This window comes from Streptomyces sp. NPDC101166 (genome assembly GCF_044768125.1).
GTDB lineage: Bacteria > Actinomycetota > Actinomycetes > Streptomycetales > Streptomycetaceae > Streptomyces.
Genome location: NZ_JBIWPF010000002.1, coordinates 288,086 through 311,046, shown reverse-complemented (window position 1 = coordinate 311,046; position 22,961 = coordinate 288,086). Strand labels below are relative to the sequence as shown.

17 protein-coding genes are annotated in these 22,961 nt (G+C 70.9%); 6 read left to right on the top strand and 11 right to left on the bottom strand.

The annotated features are described in order from the left end of the window. Positions 1-192 precede the first annotated feature (192 nt). From ACIRS4_RS05770 to ACIRS4_RS05750, 5 genes are all read left to right on the top strand, one after another. On the top strand, positions 193-4,125 hold the full coding sequence (locus ACIRS4_RS05770) for a glycoside hydrolase family 2 TIM barrel-domain containing protein (RefSeq protein ID WP_404190491.1): 3,933 nt from the start codon (positions 193-195) through the stop codon (positions 4,123-4,125). 166 nt (positions 4,126-4,291) lie between these two features. Beyond that, on the top strand, positions 4,292-5,704 hold the full coding sequence (gene lpdA, locus ACIRS4_RS05765) for a dihydrolipoyl dehydrogenase (protein WP_404190488.1): 1,413 nt from the start codon (positions 4,292-4,294) through the stop codon (positions 5,702-5,704). 139 nt (positions 5,705-5,843) lie between these two features. Beyond that, on the top strand, positions 5,844-7,334 hold the full coding sequence (locus tag ACIRS4_RS05760; protein WP_404191057.1) for a hypothetical protein: 1,491 nt from the start codon (positions 5,844-5,846) through the stop codon (positions 7,332-7,334). A 104-nt stretch (positions 7,335-7,438) separates the two neighbouring features. Continuing rightward, positions 7,439-8,929 carry an AlkA N-terminal domain-containing protein gene (locus ACIRS4_RS05755; RefSeq protein ID WP_404190485.1) on the top strand — a complete coding sequence of 497 codons (1,491 nt, stop codon included), beginning with the start codon at positions 7,439-7,441 and terminating at the stop codon, positions 8,927-8,929. Positions 8,930-8,968: 39 nt separating this feature from the next. Continuing rightward, positions 8,969-9,451 carry a methylated-DNA--[protein]-cysteine S-methyltransferase gene (locus tag ACIRS4_RS05750; RefSeq protein ID WP_404190483.1) on the top strand — a complete coding sequence of 161 codons (483 nt, stop codon included), beginning with the start codon at positions 8,969-8,971 and terminating at the stop codon, positions 9,449-9,451. 382 nt (positions 9,452-9,833) lie between these two features. Here ACIRS4_RS05750 and ACIRS4_RS05745 read toward each other — a convergent pair whose 3' ends face one another. From ACIRS4_RS05745 to ACIRS4_RS05735, 3 genes are all read right to left on the bottom strand, one after another. After that, positions 9,834-10,568, bottom strand: a complete 735-nt coding sequence (locus ACIRS4_RS05745; RefSeq protein WP_404190481.1) for an SIR2 family NAD-dependent protein deacylase — start codon at positions 10,566-10,568, stop codon at positions 9,834-9,836. Between the two features lie 108 nt (positions 10,569-10,676). Then, entirely contained in the window at positions 10,677-11,168 is a 492-nt protein-coding gene (locus ACIRS4_RS05740) for an NUDIX domain-containing protein (RefSeq protein ID WP_404190478.1), read from the bottom strand. 50 nt (positions 11,169-11,218) lie between these two features. Further along, the gene (locus ACIRS4_RS05735) at positions 11,219-12,295 is read right to left on the bottom strand and encodes an ADP-ribosylglycohydrolase family protein (RefSeq protein WP_404190475.1); all 1,077 of its coding nucleotides are present in this window, start codon (positions 12,293-12,295) and stop codon (positions 11,219-11,221) included. Positions 12,296-12,530: 235 nt separating this feature from the next. On the opposite strand from ACIRS4_RS05735, the gene ACIRS4_RS05730 reads away from it, so the two are divergent. Beyond that, entirely contained in the window at positions 12,531-13,649 is a 1,119-nt protein-coding gene (locus ACIRS4_RS05730) for a glycerate kinase (RefSeq protein WP_404191055.1), read from the top strand. A 213-nt stretch (positions 13,650-13,862) separates the two neighbouring features. Here ACIRS4_RS05730 and pssA read toward each other — a convergent pair whose 3' ends face one another. From pssA to ACIRS4_RS05690, 8 genes are all read right to left on the bottom strand, one after another. Then, positions 13,863-14,678, bottom strand: coding sequence for a CDP-diacylglycerol--serine O-phosphatidyltransferase (gene pssA / locus ACIRS4_RS05725; RefSeq protein ID WP_404191052.1), 816 nt, complete (start codon positions 14,676-14,678; stop codon positions 13,863-13,865). A 22-nt stretch (positions 14,679-14,700) separates the two neighbouring features. Further along, on the bottom strand, positions 14,701-15,357 hold the full coding sequence (locus tag ACIRS4_RS05720; RefSeq protein ID WP_130437800.1) for a phosphatidylserine decarboxylase: 657 nt from the start codon (positions 15,355-15,357) through the stop codon (positions 14,701-14,703). A 169-nt stretch (positions 15,358-15,526) separates the two neighbouring features. Beyond that, positions 15,527-16,732 carry an acyl-CoA dehydrogenase family protein gene (locus ACIRS4_RS05715; RefSeq protein WP_404190472.1) on the bottom strand — a complete coding sequence of 402 codons (1,206 nt, stop codon included), beginning with the start codon at positions 16,730-16,732 and terminating at the stop codon, positions 15,527-15,529. 3 nt (positions 16,733-16,735) lie between these two features. Next, on the bottom strand, positions 16,736-17,242 hold the full coding sequence (locus tag ACIRS4_RS05710) for a MaoC family dehydratase (protein WP_130437798.1): 507 nt from the start codon (positions 17,240-17,242) through the stop codon (positions 16,736-16,738). Positions 17,243-17,258: 16 nt separating this feature from the next. Then, entirely contained in the window at positions 17,259-18,221 is a 963-nt protein-coding gene (locus tag ACIRS4_RS05705; protein WP_404190470.1) for an HpcH/HpaI aldolase/citrate lyase family protein, read from the bottom strand. Next, positions 18,218-20,245 (bottom strand): protein meaA, encoded by a 2,028-nt coding sequence (locus ACIRS4_RS05700; RefSeq protein ID WP_404190467.1) that lies wholly within the window; start codon positions 20,243-20,245, stop codon positions 18,218-18,220. Before ACIRS4_RS05700 ends, ACIRS4_RS05705 begins: the two co-directional genes overlap by 4 nt. 8 nt (positions 20,246-20,253) lie before the next feature. After that, positions 20,254-21,597, bottom strand: coding sequence for a crotonyl-CoA carboxylase/reductase (ccrA, locus tag ACIRS4_RS05695; RefSeq protein WP_404190464.1), 1,344 nt, complete (start codon positions 21,595-21,597; stop codon positions 20,254-20,256). A 433-nt stretch (positions 21,598-22,030) separates the two neighbouring features. Then, positions 22,031-22,852 carry a TetR family transcriptional regulator gene (locus ACIRS4_RS05690; protein WP_404190461.1) on the bottom strand — a complete coding sequence of 274 codons (822 nt, stop codon included), beginning with the start codon at positions 22,850-22,852 and terminating at the stop codon, positions 22,031-22,033. Positions 22,853-22,961 lie beyond the last annotated feature (109 nt).

Here is a 22,961-nt window from a genome sequence, read left to right as displayed (position 1 = left end):
GGAAGCGTGCACCGGGGGCGGGAGGGGCACAACGGACCTGCTGCGACGGGTGTCAAGAGATGTTGCGCCGAACTAAGTTGATAATCAGCCAACACGGCGTGGCCCTGTTCGTTTTTTCAACACTAACGGACAAGATCTGACGCACCCTCGTCCCGTGCAGCCGCACGGTTCGTCCCGTGGAAGGTCATGGTCATGTCGCACCCGCACGTGTCGTCCATGGACCGGCAGGACCGCCCCCAGCGGGCTGTCGTCAGCCGCCGTCGTCTTCTCGAAGGGTCCGCCGCCGTTCTGGGCGCGTTCGCCCTGTCCGGGCCGGCCGTCGGCCAACGGGCCGCCAAGGCCGCGGAAGCCGCTCCCGGCGCCGCCGCGACCCCCGAGTGGAACGGGCACATCGACGTCTTCCGCCTCGGCGCCGAGCCCCCGCACACCACGCTCATGCCGTATGCCACCGTTCCCCAGGCACTGGCCGCCGACCGCACCGGATCCCCGCACCGGATCAGCCTCGACGGCAAGTGGAGGTTCGCCTACTCCGACAGCCCCGACGACCGGGACGCCGACTTCTTCCGCACCGACCTCGACGACAGGGACTGGGACTCCATCCCCGTCCCCTCCGCCTGGCAACTGCACGGCTACGACCGCCCGATCTACATCAACATCACCTATCCGTGGTGGGGCCCCAACGGCCTGGGCGAGGAGGCGCAGCCGCCGGCCGCGCCGACGCTCTACAACCCCGTCGGCCAGTACCGCCGCACCTTCAACGTCCCCCGCGACTGGACGACGGGACGACGGACCTTCCTCCACTTCGAAGGCGTCAAGTCCGCCCACTACGTGTGGATCAACGGGGAGCTGGTCGGCTACCACGAGGACTCCTACGACCCCGCCGAGTACGACATCACCGAGCACCTCAAGCCGGGGTCCAACCAGATCGCGGTCGAGGTCTACCGCTACTCCGACGGCGACTGGCTGGAGGACCAGGACATGATCCGGCTGAGCGGCATCTTCCGCTCGGTCTACCTCTACTCCACACCCGCCGTGCACCTGCGGGACTTCCGGCTGGACACCCCCCTCAGCGACGACTACCGCGCCGCCGAACTGTCGGTCACCGCCAGCGTGCGGGACTACGGCGGCCAGGGCGCCGGCCGGTACTCGGTGGAGACCCAGCTGTACGACGCGGGCGGACACCCGGTGTGGCCCCGGCCGTTGCAGCAGAGCGTCACCCTCGGCGCCGGCGAGGAGAGCACCGTCCAGGCCGCGAAGGCGGTGCCCGCGCCGCGCCTGTGGTCCGCCGAACACCCCGACCTCTACACCGCGGTGCTCCAACTGCGCGACCCGGCGGGCAAGGTGATCGAGACCCTGTCCCACCGGGTCGGCCTGCGGGAGTTCGCGCTCCGGGACGGGCTGATGCGCATCAACGGCAAACCGGTCTCCCTGCGGGGCACCAACCGGCACGAGATGCACCCGGTCCACGGCTCGGCCCTCACCCGCGCCGACATGGTCCAGGACATCGAGATCATCAAGCGGCTGAACATCAACTCCGTGCGCACCTCGCACTACCCCAACAACCCCGTCTGGCTCGAACTCGCCGACGAGTACGGCCTGTACCTCGTGGACGAGACCAACCTCGAGACCCACGGCATCCGCGGCGAGTACCCCGGCAACCACCCCGAGTGGACCACCGCCTGCGTGGCCCGCGCCCAGAACATGGTCCACCGCGACAAGAACCACGCCTCGGTCGTCATCTGGTCGCTCGGCAACGAGGCGGGCGGCGGCACCACCTTCAACGCCATGCACGACTGGATCAGCTCCTACGACACCACCCGCGTCATCCAGTACGAGGGCGACGACCGCCCCGGGATCAGCGACATCCGCTCCGAGATGTACGACAGTCCCTCCCGCGTCGAGGCACGGGCCAAGGACACCTCGGACACCCGGCCCTACGTCATGATCGAGTACTCCCACGCCATGGGTAACTCGAGCGGCAACTTCAAGAAGTACTGGGACCTCGTCCGCCGCTACCCCGTGCTCCAGGGCGGCTGGATCTGGGACTTCGTCGACCAGGCCCTCAGCTGGCCCGCCCCGCACCGCAAGCTGCTCACCGAGTCGGGCCCCGCCGCGCTGCGGGGCGAGGTCATCGCGCCCAGCGGCTCCTTCAGCCGGGACAAGGGCGTCTTCGGCGGCACCGTCTTCGCCCGTGACGCGGGCCTGGACCTCACCGGGTCCCTCACCCTGGAAGCCTGGATCACCCCGCACGTCACCGGCTACCACCAGCCGATCATCGCCAAGGGCGACACCCAGTACGCGCTGAAGCAGACCAACCGGACCCTGGAGTTCTTCATCCACGGCGGCGGCCAGTGGGTCACCGCGAGCTGGGCGCTCCCCGACGACTGGACCGGCCGCGAACACCATGTCGCGGGCGTCTTCGACGCGACCGCGGGCACCGTCACCCTCTACGTCGACGGCATGGCCCGGGCCACCCGGAGCACCACCCGCAGGCCGGACAACAACACCGCCTCGCTCTCCCTGGCCACCGACGTCGACAACCCCACCCGCGAGTTCAGCGGCACCGTCCGACGGGCCCGTGTCTACGCCCGCCCGCTCAGCGCCGCCGAACTGGCCTCCGAAAGCCGCGGCCCCGGCGACGACGGCGTGCGCTTCTGGTTCGACGCCGCCACCGTCGGGCTCACCGAGAAGCGGTCCCGCGACAAGACGTTCTACGCCTACGGCGGCGACTGGGGCGACAACCCCAACGACGGGGCCTTCTCCGGCGACGGCATCGTCACCGCCGACCGCGGACTCACCGGCAAGTCCGCCGAGGTCAAGCGGATCTACCAGGCGGTCGGCGTGGCGCCGGCGGCCGGCGGCCGGCTCACTCCGGGAGCGCCGGTCACCCTCACCAACGAGTACCTCTTCACCGACCTCCGTGAGTTCGAGGGGAGTTGGGAGCTCGTCCGCGACGGCAAGGCGGTGCAGCACGGGAAGCTGAGCCGCGACCAGCTGGACGTCCCGCCGCTGTCCAGCAAGGGCGTCACCGTGCCCTTCACCGTGCCGGCCGACCCGGCGCCGGGCGCCGAGTACTTCCTGAACCTGTCCTTCACCACCCGACAGGACACGAAGTGGGCGAAGGCCGGCTTCGAGGTGGCCCGGCAGCAGCTCGCCGTCGACGCCGGCGGCCCCGCCGTCACGCCCGTGCCGCTGGACAGCGTCCCGGCGCTCCGCTTCCGGGACGGCGAGAGCGCGGTCACCGTCACCGGCGAGGACTTCTCCGTCACCGTCGACAAGAAGGCCGGCGTCATCACGAAGTACCGGGTCGGCGGCGAGAAGCTCATCACCTCCGGTCCGGTCCCCAACTTCTGGCGCGCCCCCACCGACAACGACCGGGGCAACGGCCAGCACACCCGCAACCAGACCTGGCGCGACGCCGGCGCTCGGCGCGAGGTGACCGGCGTCAGCGTGCGGGCGCTGCGCGACCGGGCCGTCGAGATCAAGGTGGCCGGCACCCTGCCGACGACGACGCGATCGACGTACACCACCACCTACACCGTGTTCGGCAACGGCGAGATCAAGGTCGACAACACCCTGCACCCGGGGGCGGCCTCCCTGCCGTACATCCCCGAGGTCGGCACCCTGCTGTTCCTCCCGGACCGCCTGGAGCAACTGCACTACTACGGCCGCGGCCCCGAAGAGAACCACTGGGACCGCAACGACGCCACCGACGTCGGCCTGTACTCGGGCACCGTCTCCGGACAGTGGACCCCCTACCTGCGCCCGCAGGAGAACGGCAACAAGACCGACGTCCGCTGGATCGCCCTCACCGACCGCGACGGCGCCGGCCTGCTCGTCTCCGGCGAACCGCTCCTGGAGGTCAACGCCTCCCACTTCACCCCCGAGGACCTCTCGGTGGGCGCCCGCCACGACTTCCAGCTCACCCCGCGCAAGGAGGTCGTCCTGCGACTGAACCACCGCCAGATGGGAGTCGGCGGCGACAACAGCTGGGGCGCCCACACCCACGACGAGTACAAGCTCTTCGCCGACCGCGACTACTCGTACACCTACCGGCTGCGCCCCCTGAAGCACACCGGTGAGGCGACGCAGGCCTCCCGCAGGCCGACGGCGGCCACCGAGTAGCCGCCGCGGACCCACCCCCACGGGCACGGCCGCCGTACGGCGGCCGTGCCCGTCGTGATGTCGGGAACAGTGTCCGATCACTCACGCGCCCCGGCCGGGGACGAGGAAGAATCGGACCGCAACGACGCATCAGCCGTCACTCACTTCACGGAAAAGGAAACCTCCCATGGTCGAGCTGGACGAACGCTTCGACGTCGTGGTCCTCGGCGCCGGTCCCGGCGGCTACGTCGCGGCGGTGCGGGCCGCACAGCTGGGCAAGCGGGTCGCCGTCGTCGAGGAGAAGTACTGGGGCGGCGTCTGTCTGAACGTGGGCTGCATTCCCACCAAGGCGCTGCTGCGCAACGCCGAACTCGCGCACATCGTCCTGCGGGAGGCGAAGACCTTCGGGATCAAGGTCGACGGCGAGGTCTCCTTCGACTACGGCGAGGCGTTCCGGCGCAGCCGCAAGGTCGCCGACGGGCGCGTCAAGGGCGTCCACTACCTGATGAAGAAGAACAAGATCACCGAGTTCGACGGCCGCGGCGTCTTCCTCGACCCCCACACCCTCCAGGTCACCGACTACGAGGGCACCACCCGCACCCTCGGCTTCGAACACTGCGTCATCGCCACCGGCGCCACCCCCAGGCTCCTGCCCGGCACCAAGCGCAGCGCCCGCGTGGTGACGTACGAGGAGCAGATCCTCGCCGAGGACCTCCCGAGGTCGGTCGTCATCGCGGGCGCCGGCGCCATCGGCGTGGAGTTCGCCTACGTCCTGCACAACTACGGCGTCAAGGTCACCGTCGTCGAGTTCCTGGACCGGGTCGCCCCGCTGGAGGACGCCGAGGTCTCCGCCGAACTCGCCAAGCAGTACCGCAAGCTGGGCATCGACGTGCTCACCTCGACCCGGGTCGAGTCCATCGACGAGTCCGGGCCGCAGGTCCGCGTCACCGTCACCGGCAAGGACGGCGCCCAGCGGGTACTGGAGGCCGACAAGGTTCTCCAGGCCATCGGCTTCGCCCCCAACGTCACCGGCTACGGCCTGGAGAACACCGGCGTCGCCCTCACCGAGCGGGGGGCCGTCGACGTCGACGGCCGCTGCCGCACCTCCGTTCCGCACATCTACGCCATCGGCGACGTCACGGCCAAGCTGATGCTGGCGCACACCGCCGAGGCGATGGGCGTGATCGCCGCCGAGACCCTCGCCGGCGCGGAGACCATGGAACTCGACTACGCGATGATTCCGCGCGCCACCTACTGCCAGCCGCAGATCGCCAGCTTCGGGTACACCGAGGCGCAGGCCCGCGAACTCGGCCACGACGTGAAGGTCGCGAAGTTCCCCTTCACCGCCAACGGCAAGTCGCACGGCCTCGGCGACACCACCGGCTTCGTCAAGCTGATCAGCGACGCCAAGTACGGCGAGCTCCTCGGCGGCCACCTCATCGGCCCCGACGTCACCGAGCTGCTCCCCGAGCTCACCCTGGCCCAGCAGTGGGACCTCACCGTCCACGAGGTCGCCCGCAACGTCCACGCCCACCCGACGCTCGGTGAGGCGGTCAAGGAAGCGGTGCACGGGCTCGCCGGCCACATGATCAACATGTGAGTCGCGACCCGGGCCCGGCGGGGCCGTTCACCCGGACGGTCCCGCCGCGCTCGCCGTCCGCCCCCGTCCGCGATGTGCTGACCCTCACCGGACCGATCCGACGGACGAGGGAGCCTCAGCCATGCCGGACACACCGGACATGCCGGTCGGCGGTGCCCCCTCGGACGGCGGGGACGCCGCACAGGACGAGCTGCGGGAACTGAGGGCCCGGATCGCGGCCCTGGAGAGCGGGCACCGCGCCCGCGACACGGAACGGGCCGCTCCACGGCCCTCCCGGCACCGGGCGCGGTCCGTCCTCGCGGTGATCCTCATCGTCCTCGGCTGCCTCCTGGCCCCGCTGGGCGTGGTCGCCGCCTGGAGCGCCGACATCGTCGGCGACACCGACCGCTATGTGCAGACCGTCCAACCGCTCGCCGCCGACGAGGACATCCAGAAGGCCGTCGCAGGCCGGGTCACCGACGCCGTCATGACCCACCTCGACCTGCCCGCCCTCCTCGAGAACGTGGCCCCGGACCAAGGACCGCTCCTGCAGAAGGCCCTGGGCAAACTGGGCGACTCCCTTCAGGACGCGGTCCGCAGCTTCGTCCAGGACAAGACACAGGCCGTCGTCGCCTCCGACACCTTCCAGCGGATCTGGACCGACGCCAACCGCCGCGTCCACGCCGCCCTGGACAAGGCCCTCACGGGCAGCGGCGGCGGAGCCGTCAAGCTCGAGAACGACACCGTGACGATCGACCTCGCCCCCGTGGTCGAGGAGGTCAAGCAGCGCCTGGTCGACGACGGTCTCACGGTCGCCGAGAAGATCCCCCAGGTCCACACCAGTTTCACCGTCCTCAGATCCGAGGAGATCGGCAAGGCGAAGACCTACTTCCGGCTGCTGCAACTGGCGGGCGTGTGGCTGCCCGTCGTCGCCGTCCTGCTGGTCGCCGCAGGCGTCCTGCTCGCCACGCGCCGCCGCCGCGCCCTGGTCGCCGCCGCGCTGTGCTTCGCCCTCGCCACCCTGCTGCTCGGCATCGCGCTGACCGTCTTCCGCGTGGTCTACCTCGACGCCCTTCCCGCCGACGTGTCCCAGGACGCCGCCGGGACCGTCTACGACACCCTGACCCGCTTCCTGCGCACCGGGGTGCGCGTGGTGGTCGCCCTCGGCGTGGTGGTCGCCCTCGCCGCCTGGCTGACCGGGCCCGGCCGCCGGGCCGGTCTGGTGCGCGGGCTGTGGCACTCCGGCATCGGGGCCGTCCGTACGACGGCCGACCACGCGGGGATGCGCACCGGACCCGTCGGCCCGTTCGTCGACCGCTACCGCACCTGGATCACCTGGATCCTGACCGGCGCGGCCGTTCTGGCCTACGTGCTGTGGTCGTACCCGACCGGCTGGGTCGTCATCGGTCTCGCCCTCGCCCTGCTCTTCGCGCTGAGCGTCGTCGACTTCCTGGCGCCGAGCGCACCGGGACCGCCGAGCGCGCCGAGCGCGCCGAGCGCACCGGGACCGCCGAGCGCACCGGGCGCGCCGGGCGGGCAGAGTGCACCGGGCGCGCCGGGTCCGGAGAGCCCGCCGAGCCCGCCGAGCACACCCCCCGCGCCCTCGTCCTCCCGGCCGCCCGGGTCACCGGCTCCGCCGCCGTCGTCCTGAGGCGCGGTCCCCGAGTACGCGGCGATCGGCGACGGTCCCGGTAGCGCGAGGTCGATGTCGGATTCTCGCCAGCGCCCGGAGGCCGGGTGGCCGATGCTGAACGCATGCGGAACGCGATGCACACCGACCGGGAACACTGTGTGCGAGCCGTGCAGTCCAAGGACGCGCGGTTCGACGGCTGGTTCTTCACAGCGGTCCTGACCACCGGGATCTACTGCCGGCCCAGCTGCCCCGTGGTGGCGCCCAAACCGGAGAACATGACCTTCCACCCCAGCGCCGCAGCCTGCCAGCAGGCCGGGTTCCGCGCCTGCAAGCGCTGCCGCCCCGACACCAGCCCCGGCTCCCCCGAGTGGAACCAGCGCGCGGACCTCGTCGCCCGCGCCATGCGCCTGATCGCCGACGGCGTCGTCGACCGCGACGGAGTGCCCGGCCTCGCCGCCCGCCTCGGCTACAGCGCCCGCCAGGTCGAACGCCAACTCCTCGCCGAACTCGGCGCCGGACCACTGGCGTTGGCCCGCGCCCAGCGGGCCCAGACCGCACGCCTTCTCATTGAGACCACCGAACTGCCCATGGCGGACGTCGCGTTCGCCGCAGGCTTCTCCTCCGTCCGGACCTTCAACGACACCGTGCGCGAGGTCTTCGCGCTCTCCCCGAGCGAACTGCGCACCCGCCGCTCACCCGACAGGGCCGGGACGCCCACGACCACCCCCGGCGCCCTCCAGCTGCGGCTGCCGTTCCGCGCCCCGTTCAACCCGGACAACGTCTTCGGCCACCTCGCGGCGACCGGTGTGCCGGGCGTCGAGGAGTGGCGCGACGGGGCGTACCGGCGCACGCTCCGGCTGCCCCACGGGCACGGCGTCGTGGCCCTCACCCCGCGCCCCGACCACATCGGCTGCCGTCTCGTCCTCAGCGACCCGCGCGATCTCACCGTCGCGATCAGCCGCTGCCGGCGCCTGCTCGACCTGGACGCCGATCCCGTCGCCGTGGACGGCCTGCTGCGCGCCGATCCGCTGCTCTCGCCCCTGGTGGACAAGGCTCCGGGCCGCCGCGTCCCGCGCACGGTCGACGAGGCGGAGTTCGCCGTGCGCGCGGTGCTCGGCCAGCAGGTGTCCACCGCCGCCGCCCGCACCCACGCGGCCCGCCTGGTCACCGCCCACGGCGACCCGGTCGAGGACCCGGAGGGCGGACTCACCCACCTCTTCCCCACCCCTCAGGCGCTCGCCGCCCTCGACCCCGAGTCCCTGGCGATGCCCCGCACCCGCCGCGCCACCTTCACCCACCTCGTCAGCGAACTGGCTGACGGCAGGCTGCACTTGGATGTCGACAGCGACTGGGCTGAGGCCCGGGCCCGGCTTCTCGCCCTCCCCGGCTTCGGTCCATGGACCGTGGACGTCATCGGTATGCGCGCCCTCGGCGACCCCGACGCGTTCCTGCCCACCGACCTCGGAGTCCGGCGTGCGGCACGGGAGTTGGGACTGCCCTCCACCCCGGCGGCGCTCACCGCGCGGGCGGCGGCCTGGCGGCCCTGGCGGGCCTACGCGGTCCAGTACCTGTGGGCGACGGACAGTCACCCGATCAACTTCCTTCCGGTCTGAGCACGTTCGGACCGACACAGCCCGACGAACGGACGCGCCATGAAGCAGCACACCGTCATCGACAGCCCCTACGGCCCCCTGACGCTCGTCGCCGACGACGGCGTCCTGTGCGGCCTCTACATGACCGAACAGCGGCACCGCCCCGCGCAGGACTCCTTCGGCGCCCGCGACGACCGTCTCTTCGCCGAGGCCGAAGACCAGCTGGAGGCCTACTTCACAGGCGAGTTGAAGGCCTTCACCCTCCCGCTGCGCCTGGACGGCACGCCGTTCCAGCGCACCGTCTGGGCCGAACTCCAAAAGATCCCCTACGGCGAGACCCGGACCTACGGCGACCTCGCCCATGCCCTCGGCGCGCCGACGGCCTCCCGCGCGGTGGGCCTCGCCAACGGCAAGAACCCGATCGGCATCATCGTCCCGTGCCACCGCGTCGTCGGCGCCGACGGCAGCCTCACCGGCTACGGCGGCGGCCTGGACCGCAAGCGGCGCCTGCTGACCTTCGAGAGCGGCTCAGCCCTCTTCTGACCCACGTCAGCGACCCACCGCGGCCGGCTCCCGCAGCAGCCGCGGCAACGCCGCCCCGACCGGCTCCCGCACGACCTCGTCGGCCCGCTCGTCCGGTGAGGAACACCGTGCGGGCCGCACCGTGGCCGACCACTGCGCCTCGGGGTCCCGCCCCCACAGTCCTCGCGGCCCGTACCGGGTGGACGACAGATGGGGATCGTGGTCCTACCCACCTACAGCCCATCGCACTGCGGCAATCGCCCCCAGCAACAGAGCCGGAGACATCCACCACCACGGCATGGCTCGCCGCACCGACGGAACCAGCCACAACGCGGCCGCGGCACCGGCCGCCCCGATGGTGAGGAGGCACGAATCCCGCCGGGCCCCGATTCAAGATCCTTGCTCAGTCGCCGTTCGGGCTCAGCCGACGCAGCAGTCGGGGCAGGGCGGTGCCGATGGGTTCGCGGATGACCTCGTCGGCCCGTTCGTCGTACGGCGTCGGCTCGGCGTTGACGATGATCAATCGTGCGTCGTGGTCGGCGGCGACGCCTGCCAGGCCGGCGGCGGGCTGGACCTTGAGGCTGGTGCCGACGGCGATGAAGACGGTGCAGGCCTTGGTGATGGCGAGGGCCTCGCCGAGGACGACCGGGTCGAGGCGCTGGCCGAACATGACGGTGGCGGACTTCAGGACGGCGCCGCATTCCTGGCAGGGCGGATCGTCCTCGCCGGCGTCGAGGCGGGCGAGGGCGTCTTCCATGGGGCCGCGGGTGTGGCACTTGGTGCAGATGAACTGCCGTGCGGTGCCGTGTAGTTCGAGGACCTTGCGGGCGGGCAGGCCGGCCATCTGGTGGAGCCCGTCGACGTTCTGGGTGATGACCCGTACGGGGACGCCGGACCGTTCCAGGTCGACGATCGCGCGGTGCGCCGCGTTCGGCTCGGCCTGCAGGGTGCGGTTCCTGCGGCGCATCTGCCAGGACCGGCGCCGGATCTCCGGATCACGCATGTAGTAGTCGTACGTGACGAGCTTCTCGGCCTCGGGATCCCGCCGCCACAGCCCCTGCGGACCGCGGTAGTCGGGGATCCCGGAGTCCGTGGAGATGCCCGCTCCACTGAGCACGGCGACGAGGGGCTTGGCCATGTCACCGAGGGTAGGACGAGGGACCGGCGGCACGCGAACGGTTTGCGGGGGGCGGCGGCAGGCCGCCCCCCGCCCGGCACTCTCCGTCCCGGCGCTCCCGCAGCCCCGTCAGCTCACGCGGACGCCGTTCTCCAGCTCCGCCGTGCCCGTGCCCGCGTCCAGCGCGTCCAGGGCGGCCCCGACGCGCAGGGCCAGGTTGCCGAGCAGGTACTCGTGGATCTCCTCGCGCGGGACCATGCGCCAGGACAGCAGTTCCTCCTCCTGGAGGCGGATCGCCTTGAGGTCCTCCTCGTCGAGGACCCCGCCGTCGTACACGTACGCCACCAGCGGCGGCCGATGCGCGCCGCACACCCAGTCCACCGCGAGCAGCCGCCCGAGAGCGCGGTCGAGGCCGATCTCCTCCAGCGTCTCCCGGTTCGCGCCCTGCCGCGGGGTCTCGCCGTCGTCGGACTCGATCGTGCCGCCGGGCAGCGCCCACCCCTCGCGATAGTTGGGCTCCACCAGCAGCACCCGTCCCTCCGCGTCGCGGAAGAGGGCGGCCGCCCCGGCCAGGACACGGGGCAGGGAGGCGATGTACGTGGCGTAGTCAGCAGCGGTCATGAAGGCAGCGTAGCCAGCGGCAGCGGGACGCGGGCCCCGGTCACGCCCCGTCACCCGTCCGATCCGACCAGCCGCAGCGTGCGCTCCGCCAGCTCGCTGATCCGCACCCCGTCGAAGCCGAACACGGCGCTGCGCACGGTGTCCTCCAGCGGATCCGTCCACTGGGCCGGGATGGCGTCCGCCCCGATGAGGACGCCGGCCACGGAACCGGCCGTCGCGCCGTTGGAGTCGGTGTCCAGCCCGCCGCGCACGGTGAGCGCGATGGTCCGGGTGAAGTCGCCGTCGCCGTACAGCAGCCCGGCGGTGAGGACGGCCGCGTTCGGCACCGTGTGGATCCAGCCCAGGCCGGCCGTCTCCTCGGCCATCGTGGTGAGCGTGTCCTCCCAGCCGAGGCCTGCCTCGTGGAGGGAGGAGACCCGGCGCACGGCGCGGGAGAGGCGGCTGCTCGCCGGGATCACGGCCAGCGCCTCCTCCACGACGTGCCGCACCGTCGGCGCGGTGAACGCCGCGGAGACCAGCGCAGCCGCCCACATCGCGCCGTAGACACCGTTGCCGGTGTGGGACAGCACCGCGTCCCGCCGGGCCAGCGCGGCGGCGCGGCGCGGATCGCCGGGGCGGGTCCAGCCGAACACGTCGGCGCGGATCAGGGCGCCGATCCACTCTTGGTACGGGTTGTCGTACGTCGCCGTCAGCGGCGGCTTCAGCCCGTTGGCGAGGTTGCGGTAGGCCGCCCGCTCCGCCGTGAACGTCTGCCGGTACGGCAGCCGCAGCAGCCACAGGTCGCCGACCTGCTCCGTGCTGAAGCCGAAACCGTGGGTCTCCAGCAGATGCAGGCCCAGGATGGCGTAGTCGACGTCGTCGTCGCGGCAGCTGCCGTGGATCCGGCCGCGCACGCACTCGCGCCACTCGGGACGCAGCGGCGGGCCGTCGTCCCCGGCGGCCGGTTCGGGCAGGTAGTCGGTGAGCGGGAGGGCGTCGGCGCGGCGCAGGTAGCGGTCGATGCGCTCGCGCGTCCACAGCTCGCCCTGTTCGACCGGTTTCCCGAGCATGTTGCCCGCGACCCGGCCCAGCCAGCCCCCGAGCACGCGCTCGGCCAGCTCTGTCTCGGTGCCCACGAGGGTCGTCATGGTTTCGGTGTACCCGTTTGCGCGGTGTTCCCGGCCCGGCGGGTCGTCATCGGCGCCCCGCGTCGGTGCAACCGCGCCTGTGGGACGGCACCCGTCCAGGGGGCGGGCAGGGGCATGACGGCGGGTGCGCGGGGCGGATAGGGTCGCTGCGGCGTGACTGGCCCCGACGGGTTCGGGGCCCGGGGAGCAAGGGGTTGGGAAGGTGGCGGACGCTGCACGGCAGGGCATCCGACGGGTGCTCGTGGCCGCGGACAAGTTCAAGGGCTCGCTGACGGCCGTGGAGGTCGCCGAGCGGGTGACGGCCGGGCTGCGCCGGGCCGTGCCCGGTGTCGAGGTCGAGGCCCTGCCGGTCGCCGACGGCGGCGACGGCACCGTCGCCGCGGCCGTCGCGGCCGGATTCGAACGCCGGGAGGCACGGGTCGCGGGCCCCCTCGGCGACGAGGTCACCGCCGCCTTCGCGGTGCGCGGGGAGACCGCGGTCGTGGAAATGGCCGAGGCGAGCGGGCTGCAGCGCCTCCCGGCCGGTGTGTTCGCCCCGCTCACCGCCTCCACCTACGGCTCCGGGGAACTGCTGCGCGCCGCGCTGGACGCGGGCGTGCGGACGATCGTGTTCGGGGTCGGCGGCAGCGCCACCACGGACGGCGGAGCGGGCATGCTGTCCGCGCTCGGCGCGCGTTTCCTCGACGCGCACGGCGAGCCGGTCGCGCCGGGCGGCGGAGGCCTCGTGGACATCGCGCGCGCCGACCTCTCGGGTCTCGACCCCCGGCTGGCCTCGGTCGAGCTGATTCTCGCCAGCGACGTCGACAACCCGCTGACCGGGCCGAAGGGCGCGCCGGCCGTGTACGGGCCGCAGAAGGGCGCCTCACCGGACGATGTGCAGGCGCTGGACGCGGCGCTCGCCCGGTACGCGAAGGTGCTGGAGGCGGCGGCCGGGCCGAAGGCCGCGGAGTACGCGGTCGCGCCCGGCGCCGGGGCCGCGGGCGGTATCGGGTACGGGGCGCTGCTGCTCGGCGCGCGGTTCCAGGCCGGGATCGAGGTGATGCTCGAGGTGCTGGGCTTCGCGCCGGCGCTGGAGTGGGCGCAGCTGGTCGTCACGGGGGAGGGGTCGCTGGACGAGCAGACCCTGCACGGGAAGGCGCCGGCGGGGGTCGCGGCGGCGGCGCGTGCGGCGGGCAAGGACGTGGTCGCGGTGTGCGGGCGGGTGACGTTGCCGCCCGAGGCGTTGGGGCGGGCGGGGATCCGGCGGGTGTACGCGCTGACCGAGGTCGAGCCGGACGTGGCCCGGTGCATCGCCGAGGCCGGCCCGATCCTGGAGCGGGCCGCGGAGCGGATCGGACGCGACTTCCTGTCCTGACCGGGGGTTTCTCGCCCTCGCCGCCCCTACCCCGTCCCGTTGCCCGGGGGCTGCTTGCCGTCGACCCCCGCTTCGGCCCTGAACGGGCCTCGCCCCCGAACTCCCCCAGAGGGGGCACCCCACGGGCTGGGACGGCTCACCCTCTTGTGAGCGGTTCGGGTGAACGCGAAGGGCCCCGGACCCGACCCGGGTCCGGGGCCCTTCGGCGGAGCGTCACGGCAGCTGCGCCGCGCGAGCCTCGCGGCGGTTGCCGCGGAAGCTGTTCACCCGGCGTGCCGTGGCGAACAGGGGGATCACCGCGCCCATCACCAGCTGAAGCGCGCAGCCGGCCTGGAGGAGCAGCTGACCGCCGGGGGCGTCGAAGGCCCAGGCGGCGAGGAGGCCCATCGACAGCACGATCCAGGAGAGCATCGCGCCGGCGAGGCGTCCCCGCGGCTTCGGGTACTCCACCCGGCTCACCATCAGCCAGGCGGTGCCCAGGATGGCGAGGAGGGTCGCCTCGAAGGGCAGCTCCAGCAGCACGATGGAGACGACCGTCAGCGCACCGAACGGCGAGGGCATGCCCTGGAAGGTGCCGTCCTTCACCGTCACGCAGGAGAACCTGGCGAGCCTGAGCACCACCGCCAGCAGCACCATGATCGCGCCGACCGCCGCCACCCGCTGGTGCGCGTCGTTGGCGACCATGCCGTAGACGAGGACGAAGTACGCCGGCGCCAGGCCGAAGCTGATCAGGTCGGAGAGGTTGTCCAGCTCCGCGCCCATGGGCGAGGAGCGCAGCTTGCGGGCGACCAGTCCGTCGAAGAGGTCGAACACCGCCGCGCAGAGCATCAGGATGACCGCGGTGGCCGCGCTGTGGCGGGCCATGCCGGTCTCCTGGCTGCCGGTGATGTGCGGGATCAGGATGCCGGTGGTGGTGAAGTACACCGCCATGAAGCCGCACGTGGCGTTGCCGAGGGTGAGGGTGTCCGCTATCGACAGCCGCAGCGAGAGGGGCATCTCCTCGTCGTCCGCCTCGTCGGCCTCGGGCACCCAGCCCGTCTGGGTCTGCGGGTCAATCACGGTCAATGCGAGTCACCCCCGCCACGGTCTTCTGCCCGACCTCGACCGCGACCTCCACGCCCTCGGGCAGGTAGATGTCGACGCGCGAGCCGAAGCGGATCAGACCGATGCGCTCGCCCTGCTCGACCTTCGTGCCCTCAGGGATGTAGGGGACGATGCGGCGGGCGACGGCGCCGGCGATCTGGATCATCTCGATGTCACCGAGCTCGGTGTCGAAGTGCCAGACAACGCGCTCGTTGTTCTCGCTCTCCTTGTTGAACGCCGGTACGAACCCGCCCGGGATGTGCTCGACCGACGTCACCGTGCCCGACAGCGGGGCGCGGTTGACGTGGACGTTGAGCGGGCTCATGAAGATCGCGACCCGGGTGCGTCCGTCCTTCCACGGCATGATGCTCTGCACCACACCGTCGGCGGGGGAGATGACCCGGCCCTGAGCGATCTCGCGCTCGGGGTCGCGGAAGAACCACAGCATGCCCGCCGCCAGAGCGGTGGCGGGTACGGCGACGGCCTTCGCGGCGCCGGAACGGCGGGCGCGGAGCAGGCTGACGGCTGCGGTGGCGACGGTCGGGAGAAGCCACGGCGATGCTCCACGCGCAAGGCGTACGCCGACCAGGCTGTCGCGAGGTGCAGAGGTTTGGCTGTGGGGCATGGATGACCTTCGTAGCGGATGACGCCGCGCTCGACAGGGGGACGGCGGCTTACCGCGATGGTAGCGGTTCGAGGCCGCAACTGGGTAAGTCAAGAAGCCGAGTCGGCGGCTGGAGCGGGTCGACGGGGTGTGATCTTCTTCTCGAAGAAAACACCCCCAACCCTGACATCTAGCCCTGGAACCGGTACTCCTCGAGCAGCCTGCGGCCGATGATCATTTTCTGGATCTCGGCGGTACCTTCACCGATCAGCAGCATCGGAGCCTCACGGTAGAGGCGCTCGATCTCGTACTCCTTGGAGAAGCCGTAGCCACCGTGGATCCGGAAGGCGTCCTCCACGACCTCCTTGCAGTACTCGGAGGCGAGATACTTCGCCATCCCGGCCTCGAGGTCGTTTCGTTCTCCGGAATCCTTTTTGCGTGCCGCGTTCACCATCATGGCATGCGCGGCCTCGACCTTGGTAGCCATCTCGGCCAGCTTGAACTGAATGGCCTGGTGCTGGGCGATCGGCTTGCCGAAGGTGTGCCGCTGCTGGGCGTATCCGACGCCGAGTTCGAACGCACGCTGGGCGACGCCGCAGCCACGGGCGGCGACGTTGACCCGCCCGACCTCCACGCCGTCCATCATGTGGTAGAAGCCGCGTCCGGTGACGCCGCCGAGCACCCGGTCCGCGGGAACCCGCAGGCCGTCCATGATGAGCTCGGTGGTGTCGACGCCCTTGTAGCCCATCTTGTCGATCTTGCCCGGGATGGTGAGGCCGGGGCGGACCTCCCCGAAGCCGGGCTCCTTCTCGACGAGGAAGGTGGTCATGGACTTGTGGGGCGCGGTGCCCTCGGGGTGTCCTTCGTCACTTCGGACGAGAACGGCCACGAGGGACGAGGTGCCGCCGTTCGTCAGCCACATCTTCTGGCCGTTGAGGACGTACTCGTCGCCGTCCTTCACCGCCTTCGACGTGATCGCCGACACGTCCGAGCCGAGACCCGGCTCCGACATCGAGAAGGCGCCCCGGATGTCGCCGGCCGCCATCCTCGGCAGGAAGTGCTCCTTCTGCTCCTGCGTGCCGTGCTGCTTGAGCATGTACGCCACGATGAAGTGCGTGTTGATGATGCCGGAGACCGACATCCACCCGCGGGCGATCTCCTCGACGCACAGCGCGTACGTCAGGAGCGACTCGCCCAGACCGCCGTACTCCTCGGGGATCATCAGGCCGAAGAGGCCCAGATCCTTCAGGCCGTCGACGATCTGCTGCGGGTACTCGTCACGGTGCTCCAGCCCGGTGGCGACGGGGATGATCTCCTTGTCCACGAAGTCGCGGACGGTGGAGAGGATCTCCTGCTGGACGTCGGTCAGACCGGCGGTCTGGGCGAGGCGGGCCATCGGTCAGCCTTCCTGAAGTTCCGGGCGGCCCGGCTGCTCGCCGCCGCGCTCCTTGATGTACGTCTCGGTCGGCACCATCACCTTGCGGCGGAACACGCACACGAGCGTGCCGTCCTGCTTGTAGCCCTTGGTCTCGACGTGCACGATCCCGCGGTCGTTCTTCGACTTCGAGGGCCACTTGTCGAGCACGGTCGTCTGACCGTAGATCGTGTCGCCGTGGAAGGTCGGCGCCACGTGCTTGAGCGACTCGATCTCCAGGTTGGCGATCGCCTTGCCGGAGATGTCCGGGACGGACATGCCGAGCAGCAGCGAGTAGATGTAGTTGCCGACCACCACGTTCTTGCCGAAGTCCGTCGTGTTCTCGGCGTAGTTGACGTCCATGTGAAGCGGGTGGTGGTTCATCGTGAGGAGACAGAACAGGTGGTCGTCGTACTCCGTGACCGTCTTGCCCGGCCAGTGCTTGTACGTCGCCCCGACCTCGAACTCCTCGTAGGTGCGTCCGAACTGCATCGCGCTCAGCGCCCTTCTAGTCGGTGGGGGTCTCGAACTTGCTGGTGCGCTGCATGCCGGCCGCGCGGCCCTTGCCGGAGATGACGAGCGCCATCTTGCGGCTGGCCTCGTCGATCATCTCGTCGCCGAGCATCGCCGAGCCCTTCTTGCCGCCCGCCTCGGACGTGTAGTAGTCGTACGCGTCCAGGATCAGCTCGGCGTGGTCGTAGTCCTCCTGCGACGGGGAGAAGATCTCGTTGGACGCCTCGACCTGGCCCGGGTGCAGCACCCACTTGCCGTCGAAGCCGAGCGCGGCGGCGCGCCGGGCGACCTCGCGGTAGCCGTCGATGTTGCGGATCTGCAGGTAGGGGCCGTCGATCGCCTGGAGGTTGTTGGCGCGGGCGGCCATCAGGATCTTCATCAGGATGTAGTGGTAGGCGTCGGCCGGGTAGCCGGGCGGCTGCTCGCCCACGACCAGCGACTTCATGTTGATGGAGGCCATGAAGTCGGCCGGGCCGAAGATGATCGTCTCGACGCGCTGGGACGCCGTCGCGATCTCGTTGACGTTGTTCAGGCCCTGCGCGTTCTCGATCTGCGCCTCGATGCCGATCTTGCCGACCTCGAAGCCCATCGTCTTCTCGATCTGCGTCAGCAGCAGGTCCAGGGCGACGACCTGCTCGGCCGACTGCACCTTCGGCAGCATGATGCAGTCGAGGTTCTGGCCGGCGCCCTCGACGACCGTGACGACGTCACGGTAGGTCCACTCGGTCGTCCAGTCGTTGACGCGCACGACCCTCGTCTTGCCCGTCCAGTCGCCCTCGTTGAGGAACTTGACGATGGTGTGCCGCGCCTCGGGCTTGGCGAGCGGCGCGCACGCGTCCTCCAGGTCGAGGAAGACCTGGTCCGCCGGGAGGCCCTGGGCCTTCTCCAGGAAGCGCGGGTTCGAGCCCGGTACGGCCAGACACGAACGCCGGGGGCGAAGGCGGTTGACGGTCGTCATGCGGGGACCTCCAGGGGGTCGAGCTTGTTCGCTTTCCGGATCTCGTCGACGATGCGGCCGATGATTCCGGTGATGTCGAAGTCCTTCGGGGTGAACACCGCGGCCACTCCGGCTGCCCGGAGCTGCTCGGCGTCCCCGTTCGGGATGATGCCACCGGCGATCACCGGGATGTCTGTGGCACCGGCCACACGCAGCCGTTCGAGTACGTCCGGGACCAGCTGGGCGTGGGAGCCGGACAGGATCGACAGGCCGACCGCGTGCACGTCCTCGGCGAGGGCCGCGTCCACGATCTGCTCCGGGGTGAGCCGGATTCCCTGGTAGACGACCTCGAAGCCGGCGTCGCGGGCGCGCACGGCTATCTGCTCGGCGCCGTTGGAGTGGCCGTCCAGGCCCGGCTTGCCGACCAGGAAGCGCAGCTTGCCCACGCCCAGGTCCTTGGCCGTGAGGTCGACCGTGCGGCGCACCTCGGACAGGGCCGAGCCCTCCTCGGCGGGGACGGCGACCGGCGCCGAGGAGACCCCGGTCGGCGCCCGGAACTCCCCGAACACCTCGCGCAGGGCCCCGGCCCACTCACCGGTGGTGACGCCGGCACGGGCGCACTCCAGGGTGGCCTCCATGAGGTTGGCGGTGCCCTTGGCGGCCTCCTTCAGCTTCTCCAGCGCCTTGCACGGGCGCGGGTGGTTGAAGGGGGGCTGGTAGCGCGTGTCGCGCCAGTTCTGAAGGGAGGCGATGACCCTGGCCTCGACCGCCGGGTCGACCGTCTGGATCGCGGTGTCCAGGTCGGCGGTCAGCGGGTTCGGCTCGGTCGTCTCGAAGATGTTGACGCCGACGATCTTCTCCTGGCCGGACTCGATCCGGGCCCGGCGTTCGGCGTGCGAGGAGACGAGCTGCGACTTGAGGTAGCCCGACTCGACGGCGGCCATCGCGCCGCCCATCTCCTGGATCCGCTCGATCTCCGCGAGCGACTCCTCGACCAGCTTCGCCACCTTCGCCTCGACGACGTGCGAGCCCTCGAAGATGTCCTCGTACTCCAGCAGGTCGCTCTCGTGCGCCAGCACCTGCTGGATGCGCAGCGACCACTGCTGGTCCCAGGGCCGGGGGAGCCCCAGCGCCTCGTTCCAGGCGGGCAGCTGCACGGCACGCGCGCGGGCGTCCTTGGACAGCGTCACCGCCAGCATCTCCAGCACGATCCGCTGGACGTTGTTCTCCGGCTGCGCCTCGGTCAGGCCGAGGGAGTTGACCTGGACGCCGTAGCGGAAGCGGCGGTGCTTGGGGTCCTGGATGCCGTACCGCTCCAGCGTGATCTTGTCCCAGATGCGGCCGAAGGCGCGCATCTTGCACATCTCCTCGACGAAGCGGACGCCCGCGTTGACGAAGAACGAGATCCGCCCGACGACGTCGCCCATGCGCTCCTGCGGCACCTGGCCGCTGTCGCGCACGGCGTCCAGGACGGCGACGGCGGTGGACATCGCGTACGCGATCTCCTGCACCGGCGTGGCCCCGGCCTCCTGCAGGTGGTAGCTGCAGATGTTGATCGGGTTCCACTTCGGCATGTGGGAGACCGTGTACGCGATCATGTCCGTCGTCAGCCGGAGGCTCGGCCCCGGGGGGAACACATGGGTCCCCCGGGACAGGTACTCCTTGACGATGTCGTTCTGGGTCGTGCCCTGGAGCCGGGTGATGTCCGCACCCTGCTCCTCGGCGACGACCTGGTAGAGCGCCAGCAGCCACATGGCCGTGGCGTTGATCGTCATCGAGGTGTTCATCTGCTCCAGGGGGATGTCCTGGAACAGCCGGCGCATGTCACCGAGGTGCGCGACCGGCACGCCGACCCGTCCGACCTCGCCGCGGGCGAGGATGTGGTCGGAGTCGTAGCCGGTCTGGGTCGGCAGGTCGAAGGCGACCGACAGACCCGTCTGGCCCTTGGCGAGGTTGCGCCGGTACAGCTCGTTGGACGCCTCGGCCGTGGAGTGACCGGCGTACGTGCGCATGAGCCACGGCCGGTCCTTCTGACGCTCACTCATGGACGACCTCAGATGTTCCGGAAGCGGTTGATGGCGTCGATGTGCTCGGCGCGCTTCTCGTGGTCGCGCACGCCCAGGCCCTCCTCGGGGGCCAGCGCGAGGACGCCGACCTTGCCCTGGTGGAGGTTGCGGTGCACGTCGTAGGCGGCCTGGCCGGTGTCCTCCAGGGAGTACACCTTCGACAGCGTCGGGTGGATCTTGCCCTTGGCGATCAGCCGGTTGGCCTCCCAGGCCTCGCGGTAGTTGGCGAAGTGCGAGCCGATGATGCGCTTCAGGGACATCCACAGGTAGCGGTTGTCGTACTCGTGCATGTAGCCCGAGGTCGAGGCGCAGGTGGTGATGGTGCCGCCCTTGCGGGTGACGAAGACGCTCGCGCCGAAGGTCTCGCGGCCGGGGTGCTCGAAGACGATGTCGATGTCCTCGCCGCCGGTGAGCTCGCGGATGCGCTTGCCGAAGCGCTTCCACTCCTTGGGGTCCTGGGTCTGCTCGTCCTTCCAGAACTTGTAGCCCTCGGCGCTGCGGTCGATGATCGCCTCGGCGCCCATGGACCGGCAGATGTCGGCCTTCTGGTCGCTGGAGACGACGCAGATCGGGTTGGCGCCGCCGGCCAGCGCGAACTGGGTGGCGTAGCTGCCGAGGCCGCCGCTCGCGCCCCAGATCAGGACGTTGTCGCCCTGCTTCATGCCGGCGCCGTTGCGGGAGACCAGCTGGCGGTAGGCGGTGGAGTTGACCAGGCCCGGGGCGGCGGCCTCCTCCCAGCTGAGGTGGTCCGGCTTGGGCATCAGCTGGTTGGACTTGACGAGCGCGATCTCGGCGAGGCCGCCGAAGTTGGTCTCGAAGCCCCAGATGCGCTGCTCGGGGTCGAGCATCGTGTCGTTGTGGCCGTCCGAGGACTCCAGCTCCACGGAGAGGCAGTGCGCGACGACCTCGTCGCCGGGCTTCCAGGCGTTGACGCCGGGGCCGGTGCGCAGGACGACGCCCGCGAGGTCGGAGCCGATGATGTGGTACGGCAGGTCGTGGCGCTTGGCCAGCTCGTTGGTGCGGCCGTAGCGCTCCAGGAAGCCGAACGTCGACAGCGGCTCGAAGATCGACGTCCACACGGAGTTGTAGTTGACCGAGGAGGCCATGACGGCCACCAGGGCCTCGCCGGGGCCGAGCTCCGGCAGCGGCACCTCGTCGAGGTGGATCGACTTGCGCGGGTCCTTGTCGCGGGTCTCGAGGCCCGCGAACATCTCGGTCTCGTCCTTGTGCACGGTGATCGCGCGGTACGACTCGGGGAGCTGCAGGGCGGCGAAGTCCGCCGACGTGGAGTCGGGCGACTGGATCGCGGCCAGGATGTCCTTCACGGTCACGGTGTTGCCTCCGGCGGTGAGCGCCCTGAGGGAGGGGCGCCGATGGTTACGTCGGTGCTGCTGAGGGATGGGAATGTGCCGTCGGTTCGGCTCGGTGGTGCTGTTCGGCAGCGCTTTGTGGCGCGGGAGGGTGCCTGTGACGCAGGCGTCCGGGCGCGCAAACCGTTGGCTTGCGGGGACAGCCGACGTACGAAAGGTCTCTGCACGCCGGCCGCCCGGACTCCTTCAACGTATGACACCGCGTGTCACCTCGCAAGGCACTGAGTGCCAGAACTTCCACTCAGCTGAAATCTTTACGTCACAAATGAGCGATGATCGATCGAACGGGCCCGTGAATCCGCGAGAAAACGGCCCCTGACATGCCAAAACGGCCACCCGGGCGGGTGGCCGTCATCACAGGGCGCCGCGGCGCGGCAGGGCCCGGCAGGACTCCTCAGCGCTCCTTGAGCGCCTGCTCGATGGTCCGCATCACCTCGTCCAGCGGGGCGTCGGTCCGCGCCACCGTCACCAGCACCTCGCCGTGCGCGGACACCGCCGTCGACGCCGAGGCCGAGGCGGTGGCCGCGGCGCCCACGCGCCCGGCCCCGATACCCGTCCCGAACGTCTTGCGGACGATCGCGAAGGCGTGGTCGAGCTGCGCCTCCACCTCCCCCTGGCCGCCGGCTCTCAGCCAGCGCCGCAGCACGTGGTTGTGCGCGGTGACCACGGCCGACGCGGCCACCTCCGCCAGCAGCGGGTCGTCGTTGGCGTCGTCGTCGTGCGCGTGCTCGTCGAAGTGCCCGAGGAGGTAACGGGTGAAGAGACGCTCGTAGCGGGCCACCGAGGCGATCTCCGCCTCGCGCAGGGTGGGCACCTCGCGGGTGAGCTTGTAGCGGGCGACCGAGATCTCCGGCCGCGCCGCGTACATCTTCATGACCTCCTTGATGCCCCGGCACACCGTGTCGAGCGGATGCTCGTGCGCGGGCGCCGCGTTCAGGACCGCCTCGGCGCGGATCAGGGTGTCGTCGTGATCCGGGAAGATCGCCTCTTCCTTGGAGCGGAAGTGACGGAAGAACGTGCGGCGGGCGACGCCCGCCCGCGCCGCGATCTCGTCGACGGTGGTCGCCTCGTACCCCTTGGTCGCGAACAACTCCATGGCCGAGGCGGCGAGTTCCCGGCGCATCTTGAGCCGCTGGGCCGCAGCGCGGCTGCCCGCGGGGCTGTCCGACACTTCGGTCGGAGCTGAGGTACGTGAGGACTTGGCGGGCTGGGGCATGTCCTGAACGTACTGCATGCGCGCAGCTCGGTGCGCCGGTCCGCGGGGCCGGCGGGCTCCCCCGGCCCAGGCGGGCGGGAGGGGGGCCGCCGGGTCCAGCAGCCCGCCC

Excerpts from the sequence above, each read along its gene's own strand:
- ACIRS4_RS05770 (WP_404190491.1), top strand. The coding sequence starts at position 193 with ATGTCGCACCCGCACGTGTCGTCCATGGACCGGCAGGACCGCCCCCAG.
- lpdA (WP_404190488.1), top strand. The coding sequence starts at position 4,292 with ATGGTCGAGCTGGACGAACGCTTCGACGTCGTGGTCCTCGGCGCCGGT.
- ACIRS4_RS05760 (WP_404191057.1), top strand. The coding sequence starts at position 5,844 with ATGCCGGTCGGCGGTGCCCCCTCGGACGGCGGGGACGCCGCACAGGAC.
- ACIRS4_RS05755 (WP_404190485.1), top strand. The coding sequence starts at position 7,439 with ATGCGGAACGCGATGCACACCGACCGGGAACACTGTGTGCGAGCCGTG.
- ACIRS4_RS05750 (WP_404190483.1), top strand. The coding sequence starts at position 8,969 with ATGAAGCAGCACACCGTCATCGACAGCCCCTACGGCCCCCTGACGCTC.
- ACIRS4_RS05745 (WP_404190481.1), bottom strand. The coding sequence starts at position 10,568 with ATGGCCAAGCCCCTCGTCGCCGTGCTCAGTGGAGCGGGCATCTCCACG.
- ACIRS4_RS05740 (WP_404190478.1), bottom strand. The coding sequence starts at position 11,168 with ATGACCGCTGCTGACTACGCCACGTACATCGCCTCCCTGCCCCGTGTC.
- ACIRS4_RS05735 (WP_404190475.1), bottom strand. The coding sequence starts at position 12,295 with ATGACGACCCTCGTGGGCACCGAGACAGAGCTGGCCGAGCGCGTGCTC.
- ACIRS4_RS05720 (WP_130437800.1), bottom strand. The coding sequence starts at position 15,357 with ATGCCCCACAGCCAAACCTCTGCACCTCGCGACAGCCTGGTCGGCGTA.
- ACIRS4_RS05715 (WP_404190472.1), bottom strand. The coding sequence starts at position 16,732 with ATGGCCCGCCTCGCCCAGACCGCCGGTCTGACCGACGTCCAGCAGGAG.
- ACIRS4_RS05710 (WP_130437798.1), bottom strand. The coding sequence starts at position 17,242 with ATGCAGTTCGGACGCACCTACGAGGAGTTCGAGGTCGGGGCGACGTAC.
- ACIRS4_RS05705 (WP_404190470.1), bottom strand. The coding sequence starts at position 18,221 with ATGACGACCGTCAACCGCCTTCGCCCCCGGCGTTCGTGTCTGGCCGTA.
- ACIRS4_RS05700 (WP_404190467.1), bottom strand. The coding sequence starts at position 20,245 with ATGAGTGAGCGTCAGAAGGACCGGCCGTGGCTCATGCGCACGTACGCC.
- ACIRS4_RS05690 (WP_404190461.1), bottom strand. The coding sequence starts at position 22,852 with ATGCCCCAGCCCGCCAAGTCCTCACGTACCTCAGCTCCGACCGAAGTG.